Origin of the sequence: Saccharothrix sp. S26 (genome assembly GCF_021390395.1) — a bacterium.
Lineage (GTDB): Bacteria > Actinomycetota > Actinomycetes > Mycobacteriales > Pseudonocardiaceae > Actinosynnema.
In genome coordinates this window covers 28337-45397 of the sequence record NZ_JAJUWT010000003.1, presented here as the reverse complement: position 1 = coordinate 45397, position 17061 = coordinate 28337, and the positions used below count along the sequence as shown (strand labels likewise).

18 protein-coding genes are annotated in these 17061 nt (G+C 71.4%); 6 read left to right on the top strand and 12 right to left on the bottom strand.

Annotated features, from left to right (window positions below):
* Positions 1 to 17 precede the first annotated feature (17 nt).
* A complete protein-coding gene (locus tag LZG04_RS05020) occupies positions 18 to 437 on the bottom strand; it encodes a roadblock/LC7 domain-containing protein (protein ID WP_033442969.1) in 420 nt (139 codons plus the stop codon).
* On the bottom strand, positions 434 to 3703 hold the full coding sequence (locus tag LZG04_RS05015) for a nitrate- and nitrite sensing domain-containing protein (RefSeq protein WP_233813629.1): 3270 nt from the start codon (positions 3701 to 3703) through the stop codon (positions 434 to 436). The genes LZG04_RS05020 and LZG04_RS05015 overlap by 4 nt, the downstream gene beginning before the upstream one ends.
* 485 nt (positions 3704 to 4188) lie before the next feature.
* Here LZG04_RS05015 and LZG04_RS05010 point away from each other — a divergent pair, with 485 nt between their 5' ends.
* Entirely contained in the window at positions 4189 to 5127 is a 939-nt protein-coding gene (locus LZG04_RS05010; RefSeq protein WP_233813627.1) for an ABC transporter substrate-binding protein, read from the top strand.
* A gap of 133 nt (positions 5128 to 5260) precedes the next feature.
* On the opposite strand, the gene LZG04_RS05005 is transcribed toward LZG04_RS05010, so the two are convergent.
* From LZG04_RS05005 to LZG04_RS04990, 4 genes are all read right to left on the bottom strand, one after another.
* Positions 5261 to 6175: a hypothetical protein gene (locus LZG04_RS05005; RefSeq protein ID WP_233813625.1), complete on the bottom strand. Its 915-nt coding sequence runs from the start codon at positions 6173 to 6175 to the stop codon at positions 5261 to 5263.
* Between the two features lie 66 nt (positions 6176 to 6241).
* Complete coding sequence (locus tag LZG04_RS05000) at positions 6242 to 6709, bottom strand: hypothetical protein (protein WP_233813623.1); 468 nt, start codon at positions 6707 to 6709, stop codon at positions 6242 to 6244.
* 76 nt (positions 6710 to 6785) lie between these two features.
* Entirely contained in the window at positions 6786 to 7613 is an 828-nt protein-coding gene (locus tag LZG04_RS04995) for a hypothetical protein (protein WP_233813621.1), read from the bottom strand.
* A gap of 100 nt (positions 7614 to 7713) precedes the next feature.
* A complete protein-coding gene (locus tag LZG04_RS04990; protein ID WP_233813619.1) occupies positions 7714 to 8361 on the bottom strand; it encodes a hypothetical protein in 648 nt (215 codons plus the stop codon).
* A gap of 213 nt (positions 8362 to 8574) precedes the next feature.
* Between LZG04_RS04990 and LZG04_RS04985 the strand changes: the two genes are divergently transcribed.
* Positions 8575 to 10236 carry a DNA repair helicase XPB gene (locus tag LZG04_RS04985; RefSeq protein WP_233813617.1) on the top strand — a complete coding sequence of 554 codons (1662 nt, stop codon included), beginning with the start codon at positions 8575 to 8577 and terminating at the stop codon, positions 10234 to 10236.
* On the opposite strand, the gene LZG04_RS04980 is transcribed toward LZG04_RS04985, so the two are convergent.
* On the bottom strand, positions 10204 to 10434 hold the full coding sequence (locus LZG04_RS04980; RefSeq protein WP_233813615.1) for a hypothetical protein: 231 nt from the start codon (positions 10432 to 10434) through the stop codon (positions 10204 to 10206). The two genes, LZG04_RS04985 and LZG04_RS04980, sit on opposite strands and share 33 nt — an antisense overlap.
* 125 nt (positions 10435 to 10559) lie before the next feature.
* On the opposite strand from LZG04_RS04980, the gene LZG04_RS04975 reads away from it, so the two are divergent.
* The 4 genes from LZG04_RS04975 to LZG04_RS04960 are packed head-to-tail and all read left to right on the top strand — an operon-like array spanning position 10560 to position 13103.
* Positions 10560 to 11429 (top strand): helix-turn-helix transcriptional regulator, encoded by an 870-nt coding sequence (locus tag LZG04_RS04975; protein WP_233813614.1) that lies wholly within the window; start codon positions 10560 to 10562, stop codon positions 11427 to 11429.
* Between the two features lie 5 nt (positions 11430 to 11434).
* Entirely contained in the window at positions 11435 to 11653 is a 219-nt protein-coding gene (locus LZG04_RS04970) for a DUF397 domain-containing protein (protein ID WP_233813612.1), read from the top strand.
* Position 11654: 1 nt separating this feature from the next.
* Positions 11655 to 12152, top strand: coding sequence for a hypothetical protein (locus LZG04_RS04965; RefSeq protein WP_233813610.1), 498 nt, complete (start codon positions 11655 to 11657; stop codon positions 12150 to 12152).
* A gap of 9 nt (positions 12153 to 12161) precedes the next feature.
* The gene (locus tag LZG04_RS04960; protein ID WP_233813608.1) at positions 12162 to 13103 is read left to right on the top strand and encodes an o-succinylbenzoate synthase; all 942 of its coding nucleotides are present in this window, start codon (positions 12162 to 12164) and stop codon (positions 13101 to 13103) included.
* A 7-nt stretch (positions 13104 to 13110) separates the two neighbouring features.
* Here LZG04_RS04960 and LZG04_RS04955 read toward each other — a convergent pair whose 3' ends face one another.
* The 5 genes from LZG04_RS04955 to LZG04_RS04935 all read right to left on the bottom strand — a co-directional run bounded on the left by LZG04_RS04955 (position 13111) and on the right by LZG04_RS04935 (position 17016).
* The gene (locus tag LZG04_RS04955; protein WP_233813606.1) at positions 13111 to 13500 is read right to left on the bottom strand and encodes a hypothetical protein; all 390 of its coding nucleotides are present in this window, start codon (positions 13498 to 13500) and stop codon (positions 13111 to 13113) included.
* A complete protein-coding gene (locus LZG04_RS42330; protein WP_233813603.1) occupies positions 13487 to 14143 on the bottom strand; it encodes a DUF433 domain-containing protein in 657 nt (218 codons plus the stop codon). The genes LZG04_RS04955 and LZG04_RS42330 overlap by 14 nt, the downstream gene beginning before the upstream one ends.
* Before the next feature lie 262 nt (positions 14144 to 14405).
* Entirely contained in the window at positions 14406 to 15425 is a 1020-nt protein-coding gene (locus LZG04_RS04945; protein WP_233813601.1) for a serine hydrolase, read from the bottom strand.
* On the bottom strand, positions 15422 to 16327 hold the full coding sequence (locus LZG04_RS04940) for a hypothetical protein (protein WP_233813599.1): 906 nt from the start codon (positions 16325 to 16327) through the stop codon (positions 15422 to 15424). The genes LZG04_RS04945 and LZG04_RS04940 overlap by 4 nt, the downstream gene beginning before the upstream one ends.
* The gene (locus LZG04_RS04935) at positions 16324 to 17016 is read right to left on the bottom strand and encodes a hypothetical protein (protein ID WP_233813597.1); all 693 of its coding nucleotides are present in this window, start codon (positions 17014 to 17016) and stop codon (positions 16324 to 16326) included. Before LZG04_RS04935 ends, LZG04_RS04940 begins: the two co-directional genes overlap by 4 nt.
* Positions 17017 to 17061: the final 45 nt, after the last annotated feature.

The following is a 17061-nucleotide window of genomic DNA, read 5'->3' as shown; positions in this document are numbered from 1 at the left end:
CACGATCTCATGAGGATCTACCGCCGAACCACGCCCTGGAGCTGCGCGCGCAGCTCCGGGGTGAGCTGTTGGCCCACGCGCTCGACCAGCAACGTCATCTCGTACGCGACGAGGCCGATGTCGCAGTTCGGGGCGGCGAGCACGGCGAGGCACGAGCCGTCGCTGATCGACATCAGGAACAGGTAGCCCCGTTCCATCTCGACCACGGTCTGGTTGACCGTGCCCGCCTCGAAGCACCGCGCCGCGCCCGCCGTGAGGCTGACGAGGCCGGATGCCACGGCGGACAGCTGTTCGGCGCGGTCGCGGGGCAGGCCCTGCGAGCCGGCGAGCAACAGCCCGTCCGCCGACACGACCACGGAATGTGCCACACCGGGAACCCGGCGCACGAAGTCGGTGATAAGCCAACCAAAGCTGCCTGGCTGAGCTGCGGTCGTCACTCCTGCTCCTCGTCTTGCCGGCTCGACATGTCACCAGCGTAAGCGTCGATCAAAGCGTGTCGCCCTCGACGGACGCCCTGCTGAAGACTCGACATGCGTCCACGGATCGCGTCAGCCGATCGTGGTGGCAGCGGGGGCCGCTGCGGTTGCCGCTCCGAGGCCGTCTGCTTCGGTGCGGCTGATCCCGGCACAAGCTGAGCCTTGGGCACCCGCTTGGGCAACCCCGCCTGTGTCGTGGTCTCTGGTGCCTTGTTCAGCAAGGCCTGTGCCGCCTGCCAACCCTCGTCGGCGGGGGACTCCCACACCGACTCGGCGGCGAGCGCGGCCGGCTCGGGTTCGGCGACCGGTTCGGGCTCGGTCACGCGGGACACCTCCGCGGCGCGCTTGGGCAGGTTGGTGGGCGAACCGGGCTGCCGCTTGGGCAGCCCGCCCTCGGTCAGACTAGTGCCCTCGGCGCGACCGGACGTCGCCTCGCCCCGCTGGGGCAGCGAATCGGCGTCCGCCTCGCGCCGCGGCACGGCGTTCTGGCCCGAGTCGAGCAGACCGCGCTGCGGCAGCGGGTCGTCGGACGTGGTGGGCGCGACCGGCGGGACCGGGCGCGGCTTGCGGGTCGGCAGGCCCGGCTCGGCGGGTGCGGGCGGCACCGCCTGGGCGGTCGCCGCGGACGTCTCGCTGCCCACGGCCTGGAACCACTGCGAGAGGACCGCCTCGTAGATCGGCAGCCGCTCGGTCGGGGCGTCCAAGTCGTGCTCGACCTCCCTGGCCGGCGGCGCGGCCTGCGGCTCCGGTTCGGGCTCCGGGTCGATCAGGAAGCCGCTGTCGACCGGTGCGAACTGGGTCGTCTCGAAGCCGTGACCGTGATCGGTGTCGTGCTCGGTGCGGTCCTCGTAGGCGGTGAACAGCGTCGGCTCGCCGAACGAGCCCTCGGGCTCGCGGTCGACGTCGCGCTCCTCCGCGCCGGCGAGCCACGGCTGCGACACCTCGGCGGGCGTCTCCGCGGGCGCCTGCCCGAACGTCGGCACCTCGCCGAAGGCGGGCACGCGGGCCGCGTCCTGCTCGCCCGTGCCCTGCACGAAGCTCACCGGGAACGCCGGCTCGTCCTCGATGCGCGGCATGCTCGGGAAGCTGGTGTCCTCGTCCAGGCGGGACATCGTGCCGGTGCCGAACGCGCCGGCGATGCCGGACGCGCGCTGCGCCGTCGACCCGAACGCCGAGTCGCCGAAGCCACCGGGCTCGCCGAACACCGACGCGGGCTCCGCGCCCACCGGGGAGCCCATCGAGCCGGGCGAGGCGACCAGCGTGTCCGGCACGAGCACGAGCGCGGTGGTGCCGCCCTCGATGTCCTCGTTGGACCGCAGCCGCACCTTGATGTCGTGCCGCTTGGCCAGCCGCGCGACCACGTACAGGCCCATGCGGCGGGACACCGCGACGTCCACGTCCGGCGGGTCGGCCAGGCGCTGGTTGGCGTCGGCGAGCTCCTGCTCGCCCATGCCCACGCCGCGGTCCTGGATCTCGATCGCCAGCTCGCCCTTGCGGGTGCGGGCGGTGCGCACGGTGACCTTGGTCACCGGGTCGGAGAACGCGGTGGCGTTGTCCAGCAGCTCCGCGATCAGGTGCACGAGGTCGTTGACCGCGCGGCCCTGGACGGTGAGCTCCGGGGTCTGGCCGACCTGCACGCGGGCGTACTGCTCGACCTCGGACACCGCGGCGCCGAGCACCTCGGCCGCCGGCACCGGTCGGGTCAGCCGCCGCGACAGGTCCGTGCCGGACAGGACCAGCAGGTTCTCGCTGTTGCGCCGCATGCGGGTGGCGAGGTGGTCCAGCTCGAACAGGCTGGCGAGCTGGTCGGGGTCCTGCTCGTCCTGCTCCAGCCGGTCGATCAGGTTCAACTGGCGCTCGACCAGGGCCTGCGAGCGGCGGGACAGGTTGACGAACATCGAGTTGACGTTGTCGCGCAGCAGGGCCTGCTCGGCGGCCAGCCGCACCGCCTCGCCGTGCACCGCGTCGAACGCCCGCGCCACCTGGCCGACCTCTTCGCGGGTGGTGATCGGCACCGGCGCGATGGCCGTCTTCGCCGCTTCCTGCGGGTTCGGGTCGGCGAGGATCCGGCCGACCGCCTCGGGCAGGCCGTGGTCGGCGACCTCCAGCGCGGTGCGGCGCAGCGTGCGCAGCGGGTTGAGGATCGAGCGGGCCACGAACAGCGCCATGACCAGGGCCAGCAGCAACGCGCCCAGCACGATGCCGGAGTCGCGGAACGCCGCGCCGCGGGCCTCGCCGGTCAGCTCGTCGGTCCGGTTCTGCAACTGCTCCAGCAGCAGGTTCTCCACGTCACGGGTGAGGTTCACCGTCAGCGTGGACGCGATGTCCCACTTCTCCGGGCGCAGCGACGTCATGGGCTGCCTGGCCGCGGCCAGGTTCAGCGCCGTCTCCTGCATGTCGTTCGCGGTGTCGACGATCAGGCCGGTGACGGTGTCGTCGTAGATCTTGGCCTGGTCGGGGGTCGCGGACTTGCGGAAGTCGTTGCGCGCCGCGTCGAGCTCGGCGTTGGCGGCCAGCAACTGCCGTTCCTGGCCGGGGCCGAAGCCGCCGCGCTGGAAGACGTCGAGCATGATGCCGCGCTTGCGCGACTCCTGCTCCTTGATGCGGGCGATCGCGTTGGTGGCCAGGTGCAGCCGCACCAGCTCGGGCTCGTTGATGCCCGCGATGGCCTGCTCACCGAGGTCGAGCAGGCTCTCCACCGACTCGGAGTAGGTGCGCAGCACGGCGTCGGAGGGGTACTTCGTCTCGCGGACGGCGTTGCGCAGGCTGTTGAGCCGGTCGAGCTGGCTGGACGCCCGGCGGAACCGGGTGACCACGTCGTCGTCGAGGTCGGCGCTGAGGTCCGCGATCTTGGCGTTGAGCGCCTGCACGGTGTCCTCGACGCGGCGCAGCTGGCGGTCGAGCACGACGCGGTCGAGCTCGCGGCCGGACGCGACGTGGCTCGCGCTCAGGTCCCGCTCGCGCTGCAACTGCTGCACCAGGTCGGCGACGGCCGACTCGAGCTGGATCTGGTTCGCCAGCCGGTTCAGCTCGGCGGCGTTGGCGAGGTCGGAGTTGACCCGCAGTCCGCCGAGGGCCACCGCGGCGATGGTGGGGATCAGCAGCACGGCGGTCAGCTTGGTCGGCAGCCGCCAGTTGCGCAGCCGCCAGGCGGCCGTGCGGGCCGACTGGCCCCGCCCGGTCGCGGTCGAACCAGCCTTCGTCCCGGCACCCGTTGACTCGGTCACAGTTCCATCACTCAGCGCAGCCAGTCCGTCACCCGTTCCGGGCCTTTCGGAGCGCGGTGGAATCCCCACGCCTGACTGGCTGGGACCTCTCTCTCGACGGGCCACCCTGGGCTTCCTCTTCCGGCAGCAGTGTTCCCCGGCCTCTCCCCCGCGGACCGAAGCATGGACACGAAATCGGGCCGAATTGCAGCACAGGAGCGGTGGTGCCGGCTAGTCACCGCGCTCCGCGCTCGGGACACGACGGTCTGCTACGACCTGTGCCACCAGGCGGGGAGCGTAGTGCTCATGCCCAGCCCCGGGGAAGACTCCGGAAGCACTCACCGTATCGGAGCAGGGCTGTCGTTTCATACCTCTGGGTGGTTACCATCCCGGGCATCGACAAGTGCGTCGAGAATTTCGTTGATCAAAAAGACCCGCCTGTAGAGGTCATCCCGGCGAGAGGTGCCATGCCTACCCCAGCGCGTGTTCTGCGACGTGCGGCAGCGTTGTTCGCGTGTGCCGCCACCTTGACGGCGTGCGGCCTGATCCCCGGCACCGACGGGAACGACCGCCCCGACGTGGAACGCAGCACGTTGCGCATCGGTGTGCTGCCCGTCGTGGACGTGGCACCACTGCGCCTGGCGTACAACAACAAGCTGTTCGAGAAGGCCGGGCTCCAGGTGCAGCTCGTGCCGCTCAACAGCGAGGACGAGGGCATCAAGCAGCTCGACACCACGCTGGACATCACCTGGGCGACGCACGTCACGCTGTTCCGCAGCTTCGCCGGCGGCACCCAGCTCCAGCTCCAGGGCGAGGCCTACCAGGCGGGCACGAACACGATGGCCCTGGTCACGCTCGACCCGAACTACGACAGCCCGGGCAAGCTGTCCAGCCCGCGCATCGCCGTGCCGTCGACCGGTGACGTCGGCGCGCTGACCACGAAGGCCGTGCTCAAGACGGCGGGCGTGGAGAAGCAGCGGATCAGGCCGTCGGAGATGCCGTTCGACCAGATGGTGACCGCCATGGAGGCCAAGCAGGTCGACGCGGCGTGGATGACCGAGCCCTACATCACGCAGGCCCAGGCCGGGGCCGGCGCGCGCATCCTGACCGACACCGCCGTGGGCCCGACCAAGGACTTCCCCATGTCGGGGTACGCGTCGAGCAAGAAGTTCGCCGACGCCAACCCGCGCACGCTGGCGCTGTTCCGGCAGGTCCTGCGGGACGCGCAGGAGGCGGCGTCCAACGACAAGCTGTCGGTGCAGAACGCGCTGACCGGCTACATGGACGTGGACCAGCGGACCGCGGCGCTGGTGTCGGTGGGCACGTTCCCGCTGTCGCTCAACCCCGTCCGGTTGCAGCGGGTCGCCGACATGATGGACACCGAAGAGGTGCTGCCGGAGCGGTTGGACGTCGGCGGGTTGTTGCCGCCTGGAACCACGAACTGACTCACTGTTAGCGAGAACGCGTGCGATAGGGGGCCTTCCCATTGCGGGAAGGCCCCCTATTTTTTCGATTTCCGGCTCGGTTGGAACTCGATCCGGCGACGAGCGCGTGACGTCCGGTGGTCGCCGGATGCGTTCAGGCTTCCGTCAAGCAGATCGTGGTTGCGGGCTGTGAGTAAACGGACACGGTCTCGCCGCTCTCGCACTCGTTCTCGTCCGCCCGGCCCGCGATGACCTTGGCCACCTTGTAGGTCGCGCTCGAATCGCAGGTCACCTTGGTGGTTTTGGCCGCGACAATCGAGCCCTCCTGCTTGAAGCACTCGCCCTCGGCGGCGTTGAGCATCAGGCACAGCTTGAAGCCGTCGCTGCGCCGGCCGCCGCTGTCGGAGTACTCGGCGTAGTCGCCGTCCGGGCAGGCGTCGGTGCTGCTGTCGAGGTTGGCGGCCACCTTGAAGGCCGCTTCCGGCGACGAGCAGTCGATCTTCTCCACGTCGGCGTCGTTCACGCTGGCCGAGACCACCTTGATGCAGTCACCCGCCTCCGCGCCCGACGGCCCGGTGATGCCGGCGATGACGCCCGCGACCACGATGCCCACGATCCCCAACGCCACCACCGCGACCAGTGCTTTCGCACCGCGGGACGTGCCCTTGGCGGGCGGGGGCGGGAACTGCTGGGGGTAACCGGGTGGGGCGAACTGGCCGGGCTGCCCCGGGTACCCCTGCGCGCCGGGCTGGCCGGGGAACTGGGCCTGGCCGGGGTAACCCGCCTGGGTGGGATCGCCGGGGTACGGGGGCTGACCCGGGTAGCCGGCCTGATTCGGGTAGCCGGCCTGACCCGGGTACTGGGTGCCGCCGGGGTACTGGGCTTGGCCGTGCGGCGGCTGCGGGTGGCCCGCCTGGTCCGGGTACTGGGGCGGTTGGCCCTGGTGGCCGGGCGGCGGTTGGTGGCCGCCGTCCTGGGCCGGGAAGCCCTGCGGCGACGACGGTGGGCCCCAGCCGGGCTGCTGGGGTGGCGGGAAGCCGTGGGGTGGCTGGTGGGGAGGCGTGGTCACCTGGCGTTCCTCTCGACATTTCGGCGAGCGGAACGTACCCCCGTGCGCCCGGCGGGCGCACCGGTTTCAGCGCATCTCCGACGCGCGGACCAGGCAGAACGTGACGGCGGGCTCGGGGTAGGTCAACTTTTGGCCGTTCGCGCACTCCACCGGCTCACGGGCGACGCTAGCCACCCGGATCGCCCGGGCCGTGGCGCAGTCCACCTTGCGCATCCCCACCGCGCGGTCGCCCTGGTAGCACGCGCCCTGCACGAAGTTCGGCATCAGGCACAACGTGGTCGTGCGGTGGAAGACGGTGTACGGCGCACCGCCCGTGGGGCACTGCGAGGCGTCGTCCACGACCTTGGCCACGCGCACGTTGGCGTCGTCGGCCGCGCAGTCCAGCGCCCGGTACGCGGCACCTTCCTCGACGCGCTCGATGTGCGCGCACCCACCCTGCTCGGGACCGGACGGACCGGTGCCGAGCAGCGTCACCGCGAACGCGCCCGCCACCACGACCGCGACCGCGCCGACGCCCAACCCGATCTTCCGCATGGAACAGGGCATCGGCACGGCCGCACGCCGGGTTGAGCGGTTTCACCCGCCCGTGGCGCCCGTGCTGCGGCGGACGTCACATCTCGGCGGGTGCCAGGCAGTAGGTGACGGGAGGCTCGGGGTAGGCCATGCCCGCGCCGTCGGGGCAGGCTTCGAGGTCGGCGACGCCCTGCATGACCTTGATCACCTTGATCGTCTCCGGGCCGACGCAGTCGGTCTTGACGAACCCGCTGCCGTCGTCGGGCTTGTAGCAGGAACCCTCGGCCATGTTCGGCAGCAGGCACAGCTTGTAGCCGTCGCCGACACCGCTGGTCGGGACGATCTCGGTGTAGAGGCCGTCCTCGGGGCACGTGGCGTCGGCCTGGTCGAGGACCTTGCCCACCTTGTACGACGCCCGGTCGGCCGAGCAGTCGAGGGTGTCGACGTCGGCGCGGTTGTCGCTCTCGGCGCTCACGCTGACGCAGTCGCCGACCTCGGCGTTGGCGGCGTCGCTGGTCAGGTAGCGCACGCCGTAGGCGACGAGGCCGATCAGCAGCACGACCAGCACGCCGATGAGCACCTTCCGGCCGCCGCCACCGGTCCGGCCGGTCTCGGCGGCGGGTGCCGGGCGCGCGCCGGGCACGGCCGTCGGCCCGGCGGGCGTCACGGGCTCGTTGCCCGACACCGGGACGTCCCGCGCGCCGGCACCCGGCTCGGGGGTCGCGTCGGGTTCGCCGACGCCGGAGCCCAGGCCGGTCGACGCGGGGGTGGACAGCGGCTTCTCCTGGGCCGAGGCCGACGCGGCGGCGTCCTGCGAGGCCGCGATGCGCTCGGCGTCGGCGGGCGGCACGACGGGACGGGCGGCGGGATCGCCCGCGCCCGGGTTCGGCGCGTCGTCGGCGGGTCGACTCGGCTCGTTGCTCATGATCATCCTCGCTGGACGGGTGCGCGTGACGCCACAGAAGGTAACGCCACGCGCCCCCGCGAGGTGGATCAGCCGGTCGCGGCCCCGCGCGCCGGGTCGGTCAGGCGTTCTCGGTCGGCGCGAAGCAGAACGTCGTCTTCGGCTCCGGGTAGACCAGGGGCAGGCTGTCGGTGCACAGCGTCTCGTCCGCCGTGCCCTTCTCCAGCTTGACCAGCTTGTGCACGCCGGACTTGCCGCAGTCGACGGGCGGGTAGCCCATGGTCGTGGTGCTGCCCTCGATGTCGTAGCACTTGCCCTCGGCGAGGTTCGGCACCAGGCACAGCTTCGAGTCGGGGCCGCGGCGGGCGGTCTCGGTGTACTCGTCGTAGAACTCGGCGGGGCAGGACTCGGCGGTGGAGCCCAGCACCTTGCCGACGGTGTAGTTGGCCTCGGCCGAGCCGCAGTCCACGGTCTTGTAGTCCGGCTTGGTGTTGGTGCCGGTCAGGCTGGCGCAGTCACCGGCCTTCGTCTGGGCGGCGTCGCTGGTGAAGTAGTTGATGCCGTAGACCACCACGCCGGCCACCACGATGCCGATGATCGCGGTCAGGATGCGCGCGACGATGCCCTTCTTCTTCGGCGCAGGCGGAATCTGCTGGGGCTGCGGCGCGTTGTGGTACTGCGGGGCCGCGCCCATCGGCTGCTGCGGAGCGCCCTGGTACTGGGGACCGTTCTGGTACTGCGGGGCGGACGGGGGCATGTCCGTGCTCATGATGACCTTCGTTTTCATCCGGGAGGGCCCCTGTGCGTCCGCGCGCGTTCACGCGGGTGGGGCGCAGGGACGCTATCGGCTGCGCCACGCGGGCGTACGCGGCTTTATCGAACCGAGTCCGTAAGCGTTCAGTGCCCGTCCGCGTACTGTCCGCTTCGGACTTGCACGCGGTATGCACACTTGAAGGACACCAAGCGACAGGAGCACGCACCCGTGACCGACGGCCCGCTGATCGTCCAGTCGGACAAGACCCTGCTGCTTGAAGTCGAGCACCCGCTGTCGGACGACGCGCGCACCGCCATCGCGCCGTTCGCCGAGCTCGAACGCGCCCCCGAGCACGTGCACACCTACCGGATCACACCCCTGGCGCTGTGGAACGCGCGTGCCGCGGGCCACGACGCCGAGCAGGTGGTCGACGCGCTGGTCCGCTACTCCCGGTACCCCGTGCCGCAGCCGTTGCTGGTGGACGTGGTCGACACGATGGGCCGGTTCGGCCGGCTCCAGCTCGCCAACCACCCCGCGCACGGCCTGGTGCTGAACTCGCTGGACCGCGCGGTGCTGGAGGAGGTGCTCCGGCACAAGAAGGTCAAGCCGATGCTCGGCGCGCGGGTCGACGACGACACGGTGGTCGTGCACCCGAGCGAACGCGGCCGGCTCAAGCAACTGCTGCTCAAGATCGGCTGGCCGGCCGAGGACCTGGCCGGGTACGTCGACGGCGAGGCCCACCCGATCGACCTGGTCGAGGACGGCTGGCAGTTGCGCGACTACCAGCGGCGGGCCGCGCAGGCGTTCTGGGCGGGCGGCTCGGGCGTGGTCGTGCTGCCGTGCGGCGCGGGCAAGACGCTGGTCGGCGCGGCCGCGATGGCCGAGGCGGGCGCGACCACGTTGATCCTGGTCACCAACACCGTGGCCGGTCGGCAGTGGAAGCGGGAGCTGGTCGCGCGCACGTCGTTGACCGAGGACGAGATCGGCGAGTACTCCGGCGAGCGCAAGGAGATCCGGCCGGTCACCATCGCGACCTACCAGGTGATCACGCGCAAGTCGAAGGGCGAGTACAAGCACCTGGAGCTGTTCGACTCGCGGGACTGGGGCCTGATCGTCTACGACGAGGTGCACCTGCTGCCCGCGCCGGTGTTCCGGATGACGGCCGACCTCCAGTCGCGCCGCCGGCTGGGGCTGACCGCGACGCTGGTGCGCGAGGACGGCCAGGAGGGCGACGTGTTCTCGCTCATCGGGCCGAAGCGGTACGACGTGCCGTGGCGCGACATCGAGGCGCAGGGCTGGATCGCGCCCGCCGAGTGCGTCGAGGTGCGGGTGACGTTGACCGACAACGAGCGGCTGGAGTACGCCACGGCCGAGCCGGAGGAGCGCTACAAGCTGTGCTCCACGGCCCGGACGAAGCTGCCGGTGGTGCGGGCCATCCTGGACCGGCACCCCGACGAGCCGACGTTGGTCATCGGGGCGTACCTGGACCAGTTGGAGTCGCTGGGCGAGGCGCTGGACGCGCCGGTCATCCAGGGGTCGACCAAGAACAAGGAGCGCGAGGCCCTGTTCGACCGGTTCCGCAACGGCGAGCTGCGGACGTTGGTGGTGTCGAAGGTGGCGAACTTCTCCATCGACCTGCCCGAGGCGTCGGTGGCCGTGCAGGTGTCGGGCACGTTCGGGTCGCGGCAGGAGGAGGCGCAGCGGCTGGGTCGGTTGTTGCGGCCCAAGGGCGACGGGCGGCAGGCGCACTTCTACTCGGTCGTGTCGCGGGACACGTTGGACACCGACTACGCGGCGCACCGGCAGCGGTTCCTGGCCGAGCAGGGCTACGCGTACCGGATCGTGGACGCCGACGACCTACTCGGTCCCAAGCTCCCCGACGTCGGCTGACCTGATCTCGGCCAGCGCCTGCTGGAAGTGCTCGACCACCTTCTCCAGGCCGGCTTCGGTGACGACCAGGCTCAGCTCGCCACCGCGCCGGCCGCTGAAGGTGAACTGGGCCTCGTCGCCGACCACCTCGGTCTCGATCGAGCAGTGCGCCTCGACCCGGACCCACGAGTCGACCGCGATTCCACCATTCGTGAACACGCTCAATCCCCTTCCCGCGACGGCGGCTGGAGTACGTTGCTGGCTTGGATTTGGATGACCAGTTTGGAGCACACTACAAGGGAGTGGACTCCAACGGCATCGCTCAACGGAGTGAAAGGTGCACCGTGGTCGCGTCCTCCACCAGCCCGACCGTGCTCAAGCGCTGGGTCGCGTTCGAACTGCGCAAGCTCCGCGAGGACGCCGGCGTCAGCCGGGACGAGGCGGCGAAGGCGATCAAGGGCAGCGTGCAGAACATCGGGCACATCGAGACCGCGCGGTCGCTGCCCAAGCCGTTGGAGCTGGAACGGCTGCTGGAGCTGTACGGCGTGCCGGAGCGGTCGGAGTTCTTCCTGGAGCTGCGGACGCGGGCCAAGAAGGGCCGCGACTGGTGGATCGGGTTCGACGAGTCCACCGTGCCCGAGTACTTCAAGCTGTTCCTCGGGTTGGAGTCGTCGGCGGTGAAGATCGAGAGCTGGGACGCCATCGTCGTACCCGGCCTGTTCCAGACCCCCGACTACGCCCGCGCCATCATCCGCGACGGCGATCCCAGCCTGTCGAACACCGAGGTGGCGCGCCGGGTCGAGCTGCGCATCGCGCGCCAGGAGGAAGTGCTGGACCAGGAGGACGCGCCGCAGGTGTGGGCGGTGATCTCCGAGGCCGCGCTGCGCCTCCAGGTCGGCGGTCCCGGCGTCTTGAAGGCCCAGTTGGCGCACCTGGTGGAGCGGCGGGAAGATCCGAACATCGAGATGCAGGTACTGCCCGCCTCCGCCGGTGCGCATACTGGAACCGAAGGCCCGTTCACCGTGCTGACCTTTCCCTCGGAGGTGGCACATGACCCCGGCTGCGTCTACACCGAGACCCGTGTCAAGGGCATCTACTACGAGGAGCCCGCGCAGGTGTCGGTCTACCGCGATGTATTGACCCGGTTGCAGGTCCGCGCGGACAAGCCGGAAGACTTCCCCGGCTGGGTCAGGAAGACTATGAAGGATTTGTGATCTGCATGAGGTTCCGGTGGCACAAGTCGTCCTACAGCCAAGCGCAGAACGGGTGCGTCGAAGTCGGCTGGCGCAAGTCGTCTTACAGCGAGTCGGCGAACGGGTGTGTCGAAGTCGGTTCCAGCGTTGCTGCGGTCGGTGTGCGGGACTCGAAGCTCGGTGACCGGAGCCCGGTGCTGACCTTCTCCCGGCGGGCGTTCGCCGCGTTCCTCGCGGCCCGCTGACGTGGCCCGGGTCGCACCGTTACCCCGCTGGTGGCTGTGGCGGCCGGGGGTCGACCTCGACGTGATCCGCCGTGCCGCGAAGCGGAAGCGGTTCTGGGGGCGGTTGACCGAGTGGGACGTGGTCCGGTCCGCCGACGCGCGGGACGTGGTGCACTGCGAGCAGTTCACCGATCCCGTCCAACGCCGCCGCGCCGGTCGCCTGTGCGGGCACTTCGACGCCGTGCGCGACCTCGACCCGAGCCGCACCGCGCAGGTCGAACGGCTGCTGTGGCGGGCGCTGGTGGCCCTGCGGGACAGCCAGGCGTTGCGGGAGGCGTTGCGGCGCACCGAGAACCGGCCCGGCCTGATCGCCGCGATCGCCGAGCCGACCCGGGAGCTGGCCGAGCTGGACCGTCGCCTCGACCAGTTCGAGGACGCGTTGCGGATCGTGGTGGAGGAGCTGGACCCGGAACTGGCCGGCAGCGCGCTGCGCCGGGTCGCCGCGTTGGACCCCCTCTAAGCTCGTCCGGTGCTGGTCTACTCGATCCCGATGCGCAACCGGTTCCGCGGCATCACGGTGCGCGAGGGCGTGCTGCTGGAAGGGCCCGCCGGGTGGGGTGAGTTCTGCGCGTTCCTCGACTACTCCGACGAGGAGTGCGTGCCCTGGCTGGCGTGCGCGCTGGAAGCCGCCGAACAGGGCTGGCCCGCGCCGGTCCGCTCGCGGATCCCGGTCAACTGCACGGTTCCCGTCGTCTCCCCGGAACGCGCGCACGAGATCGTCGCCCGCTCCGGCTGCACCACCGCCAAGGTGAAGGTGGCCGATCCGGGGACGGCGTTGGCCGACGACCTGGCCCGCGTCGAGGCTGTGCGGGACGCGCTCGGGCCGTCCGGTGCGATCCGGGTCGACGCGAACATGGCGTGGGACGTCGACACGGCCGTCACGGCGATCCGCGAGCTGGACCGCGCGGCGGGCGGCCTGGAGTACGTCGAGCAGCCGTGCCCGTCGATCGAGGAGCTGGCGGCCGTGCGGCGGCGGGTGGACGTGCGGATCGCGGCGGACGAGTCGATCCGGCGCGCCGAGGACCCGTTGAAGGTGGCGGTGGCGGGTGCGGCGGACGTGGCCGTGATCAAGGTCGCGCCACTGGGCGGCGTGCGGCGGGCGTTGGCCGTGGCGGAGGCGTGCGGCCTGCCGTGCGTGGTGTCGTCGGCGGTGGAGACCTCCGTCGGCATGGCGGCGGGCCTGGCCCTGGCCGCCGCCCTGCCGGAGCTGGACTTCGCGTGCGGCCTGGGCACCCTGCCCCTGCTGGACGGTGACGTCACCACCGACTCGCTGGTGCCGGTGGACGGACACCTGACCGTGCCCGCGCGAGCCCCGAAGCCGGACCGGTTCACCGGGTTCGCCGCCGGCGACGCGACCACCGCCCGTTGGCTGGCCCGCCTGGACCGGGTCCGAGCCGTGCTGGAACGGTGACCGGCGCTCAGGGCCAGGTTCGCCGGATTCCGGACTCCCCGATCGCGTAGATCGCCGGCCCACCCCTTTCCACCGCGTGGTCGGTCGCCGACCGCACTCGCTGAAGGCGAACGACCATCTCCTCGCGGCGCAGCTGCTGATTGTTCAGGTAGAAAAGAACAGCGGAGTGGACGACCAGGGGTTCGCGCTCGTGGTGCCGCCCTTTGATCCGGCCGTCTTTGCAGAGCGGCACCCAACCGCGTGCCAGCCCGTAGCCGAGCCATTCCTCGTCCGCGACGCTTTGGGCGTCGTCGGGGAAGTGATCAGCGATGCGGTGCACCAGCCAACCGGCCGCACGCAGGCCGTCCGCCACACCTCGGCCCAGACCGCGGTCGAGGAAGAACTCAAGCGGCGACACGCTGTGCGGCCCGACAAATCGCCTCCACCTGCTCGGGGTGCAGGTCGTACTCGTACGCGACGTCCTTCAGCGAGTCCCCCGCCAGCCACATCTCCACGATCGCGTCGACCGGAACCCGATTCTCCTCAATGACCGGAGCGCCCCACCCGAATCTCGGATCTATGACCACCGGCGCGATGTCCGGGTACTGGCGCAACCTCAGCGATGAGGCGAACTCGTCGTCGGCGTCCCAGGATATGTACCGGAGATAGCCGTCGAGCACCTCTCTGATCGGACGCTGCTGGTCCCCGACCCGGGCAAGGTCGCCGTCGGCGTAATCCAAGAAGATGTCGACACCGTCGGTGACGATCTTCTTCGTGGCCAGCCCGTAAGCGGTGCCGAATTCCTGGCGCACCGCCGTCGCCGCGTCCCTGATCTTCCGTTTGGTGAGGCCGAGATCGCGAAGCGACCGGAGAACGTACGCCTCGACCACGGCCACGAACGGCACGGTGGGCCACCCTCGGCGCTCGGGCGGCACCCGGTGCACGAGAGGAGCGCCGCCTGCTTCCTCGGCCAACCAGTGGTTCAGCGTCCGCTGCGGGATGAGGAGGTGCCGGGCGGTCTCCTTGGCGGTTAACACCGGGTCGCGGAACCTGTCGAGCACCACATCACCCCCTCGTCGACCTCCAGTGATCCGATCCTACGACCGCCCCACCGGGGCATGTCCCACGGACTCGCCACCCGGAAGGGTGCTCGGTCCCGGCCGGGTCGGCGGGACGAGGGTGGGACCGCGAGGCGGGCGATGCCGGTCCGGGTGCGGCCAGGTCGCCCTAGCTCTCATGGTCCATTGGCCGCCCGTTGAGCCGGTCCACGTCCACCGCTCGTACAGCGCCCGCACGGTCGGGCGTTCGACCTGAGCGTCGAACTCAAGGCTCCCGGGTGTTCGAGACGCGGGGCTGAAAGGTTCGACACGCCAGTGACCAGGCGGCTTCGTAGGAGCGTTGCACGAACGACGCGTCCACCGTCGGGCCGGCGTTGGCCAGGGCGACGAAAGCGGTCGAGGTGGTGGGGCTGAAGGCGGCGAACGTCGTGCAGCCCCGCGTGCCGCCGGAGTGGAACAGCAGGTCATGGCCCTCCCGGCGGCGCAGGTTCCACACCAGGCACACCTCGTGGTCACGGGCCGACGCCCGCGGCCGGGTGACCTCCGCGGCGGCCCGGCCCAGCGGCCCGGTGAACGGGGCCAGGTGGGCGGTCAGGTAGCGCAGCAGGTCCAGCGCCGACGAGCGCAACGCCCCGGCGGCGGGCAGGCCGGGTATCTCCCACGGTGGTCGGGGACGCCCGCGCAGGTGACCCGTGACCTGCGGGGACGTGGAGCAGTCGGTGTCGTCCAGGCCCAACGGGCGCAGCACGCGGTCGGCCAGCAGTTCGGGGTAGGGCCGGCCCGCCGCACCGGCCAACGCCTCGCCCAGCAGCGCGACGCCGACGTTCGAGTAGCGGTACCGGCCGGGTGCCCGAGCCCGGGTGCGGCGCAGCGCGGCGGTGAAGTCGTCGGCGTCGAAGTCGCGGTACGGGTTGGTGCGCCAACGGGGCACGGCCCGCGCCAACATCCCCGGCGGCAGGCGCGGGAGGCCGGCGGTGTGGGTGGCCAGGCGTTCCAGGGTGACCTCGCGGCCCAGGTGCGGCACCGCGCCCACCGGCAGGTGACGGCGGACGGGGTCGGACAGCTCCACCTCGCCCCGGTCGGCCATCTCGGCGAGCAGCAGGCCGGTGAACGTCTTGGTCAGCGACCCCAGCTCGAAGCGGGTGCGCCCGGTGACGGGACGCGGATCGCGGCGACCGGTCGTGCCGCCGACCAGGACCAGCTCGTCATCGCCCCGCCGGAACGCGACCGCGACGCCCGTCGCACCGGGCGCGGCGGCCGGCAGGTCCGCGACGAGGTCCTTCACCGGCCCCCGCCGAGCAGCCGGGACACGGTCAGCGTGCCGGCGATGGTGGCCACCACGGCGGTGTGCTGGTGGTCGAGGAAGCGTTGCCGCGGGTCGTCGTCGACGGGTTCGGCGTCCCTGGGCACGAGCCCGTCGGCGTGCTGGGCGCGGGCGAACGCCTCCCAGGTCGCGCGGTCGCACCACGGCTCGGGCAGGCACGCGCCCACGACCAGCAGCTCGCCGAGCAGGTCCCACTGGCCGGCCTCGGCCCACACCTCGCACCACACCGGCAGCCAGTTCCCCACGTACTCGACCACGTCGGGCGGCAGTCCCCCCGGCAACGCGCTCCAGTCGGTGACGTGGAAGACGGTGTGCGTCATGCAGTAGGCGGTGTACCAGTCGATCGCCCACGGTTGGGTCGTGCGGCCCAGCCACGTCTGCCGGAGCATGGCCGGGAAGTCGTCGTCACGCCGGGTGCCCACGACCCGGTGGGCGTTGGCCACGGCCAACCGGCGGTTGGGCAGCACCTCGGTCAGGGAGTCCGCCGCCGACGACCGGTCGATGAGCTGCTCCAGCGCCTCGTGGCGCAAGCCACTGCGGGCGTAGGGGGCGTAGGTCTCCAACGGGTCGGTGAGCACGGCGTGCCGCAGTTGGCGCTCGTAGAGCAGGTCGCCTTCGCGCAACTGCGCCCAGGCGTAGGCCAACAGCTCGCGCGCCGACCGCAGCTCCGCCGTCCCGGCCACGCCCTCGCGCAGCACCAGCGACGCGGCCAGCGCCAACTCGGCCACCGGCTTGTAGACGCTGTCGGGGTCGTCCAGGTCGGCGGTGGCGTCGTCGTCGAACCCGCCCAGGCGGTGGTTGGCGTGCAGCCAGCCCAGGGCGCCCGCCGAGACGTCGTGGGCAAGGCGGACCACGGCGTTCACGCCGCCTCCACGAGGTGACGGGCGACGGCCAGGTCCAGCAGCCGACGCGGTTCCGCGCCGACCCGCGGTTCGACGTGCTCGACCAGCAGCACCGGGTCGACCGGCGGCCGGGCACCCCTGGCGTGCGCCAGGGCGACCCAGCGGGCCATCCGGCTCGCGGTGCCGAAGTCCCGGCGCAGCACGGTCCGGACGGCCCCACGGCACAGCGCCAACGGCTGCGCCACGACCGCGTCCACCACCGGGCCGGTCGCACCGGGCTGGGCCAGGGCCGAGAGCTGCGCCACCGCCCCCGCCCAGCGCACCCAGTCGTGCGCCGGGCCGAGCACGGCGTCCGGGTCCGCGGGCGAGGTGACCGGCACGTCTCCGGTGAGCCTGGCCAGCACCGACACCGTGGACCAGTCGTGCCAGGCCATCACCCACTGCTCCGGCGCGACCGGCTCGGTGACCGGTGGGAAGACCTCGAACGACGCGGCGACCACTTCGGCGTCCTGGGGCGGCAAGGGGTGGTTGAGCACCACGTGCGGCAGGAAGACGTCCGCGCCCACCAGCCGGACCGCGCCGAGCCCGGCGGTCGGGTCGGCGCACGAGTCGAGGAAGTCGGCCAAACCCGCTCCACCGCTTCCCCGCAGTGCGCCGAGCACCCGACCGGCCAGGTTCGCGGCGTCGCTCGCGCAGGACGACGCGTCCACAGTCCCTCCTCGCCGATTCGCCGTGCGGCCTCCGCCGAACCGGGT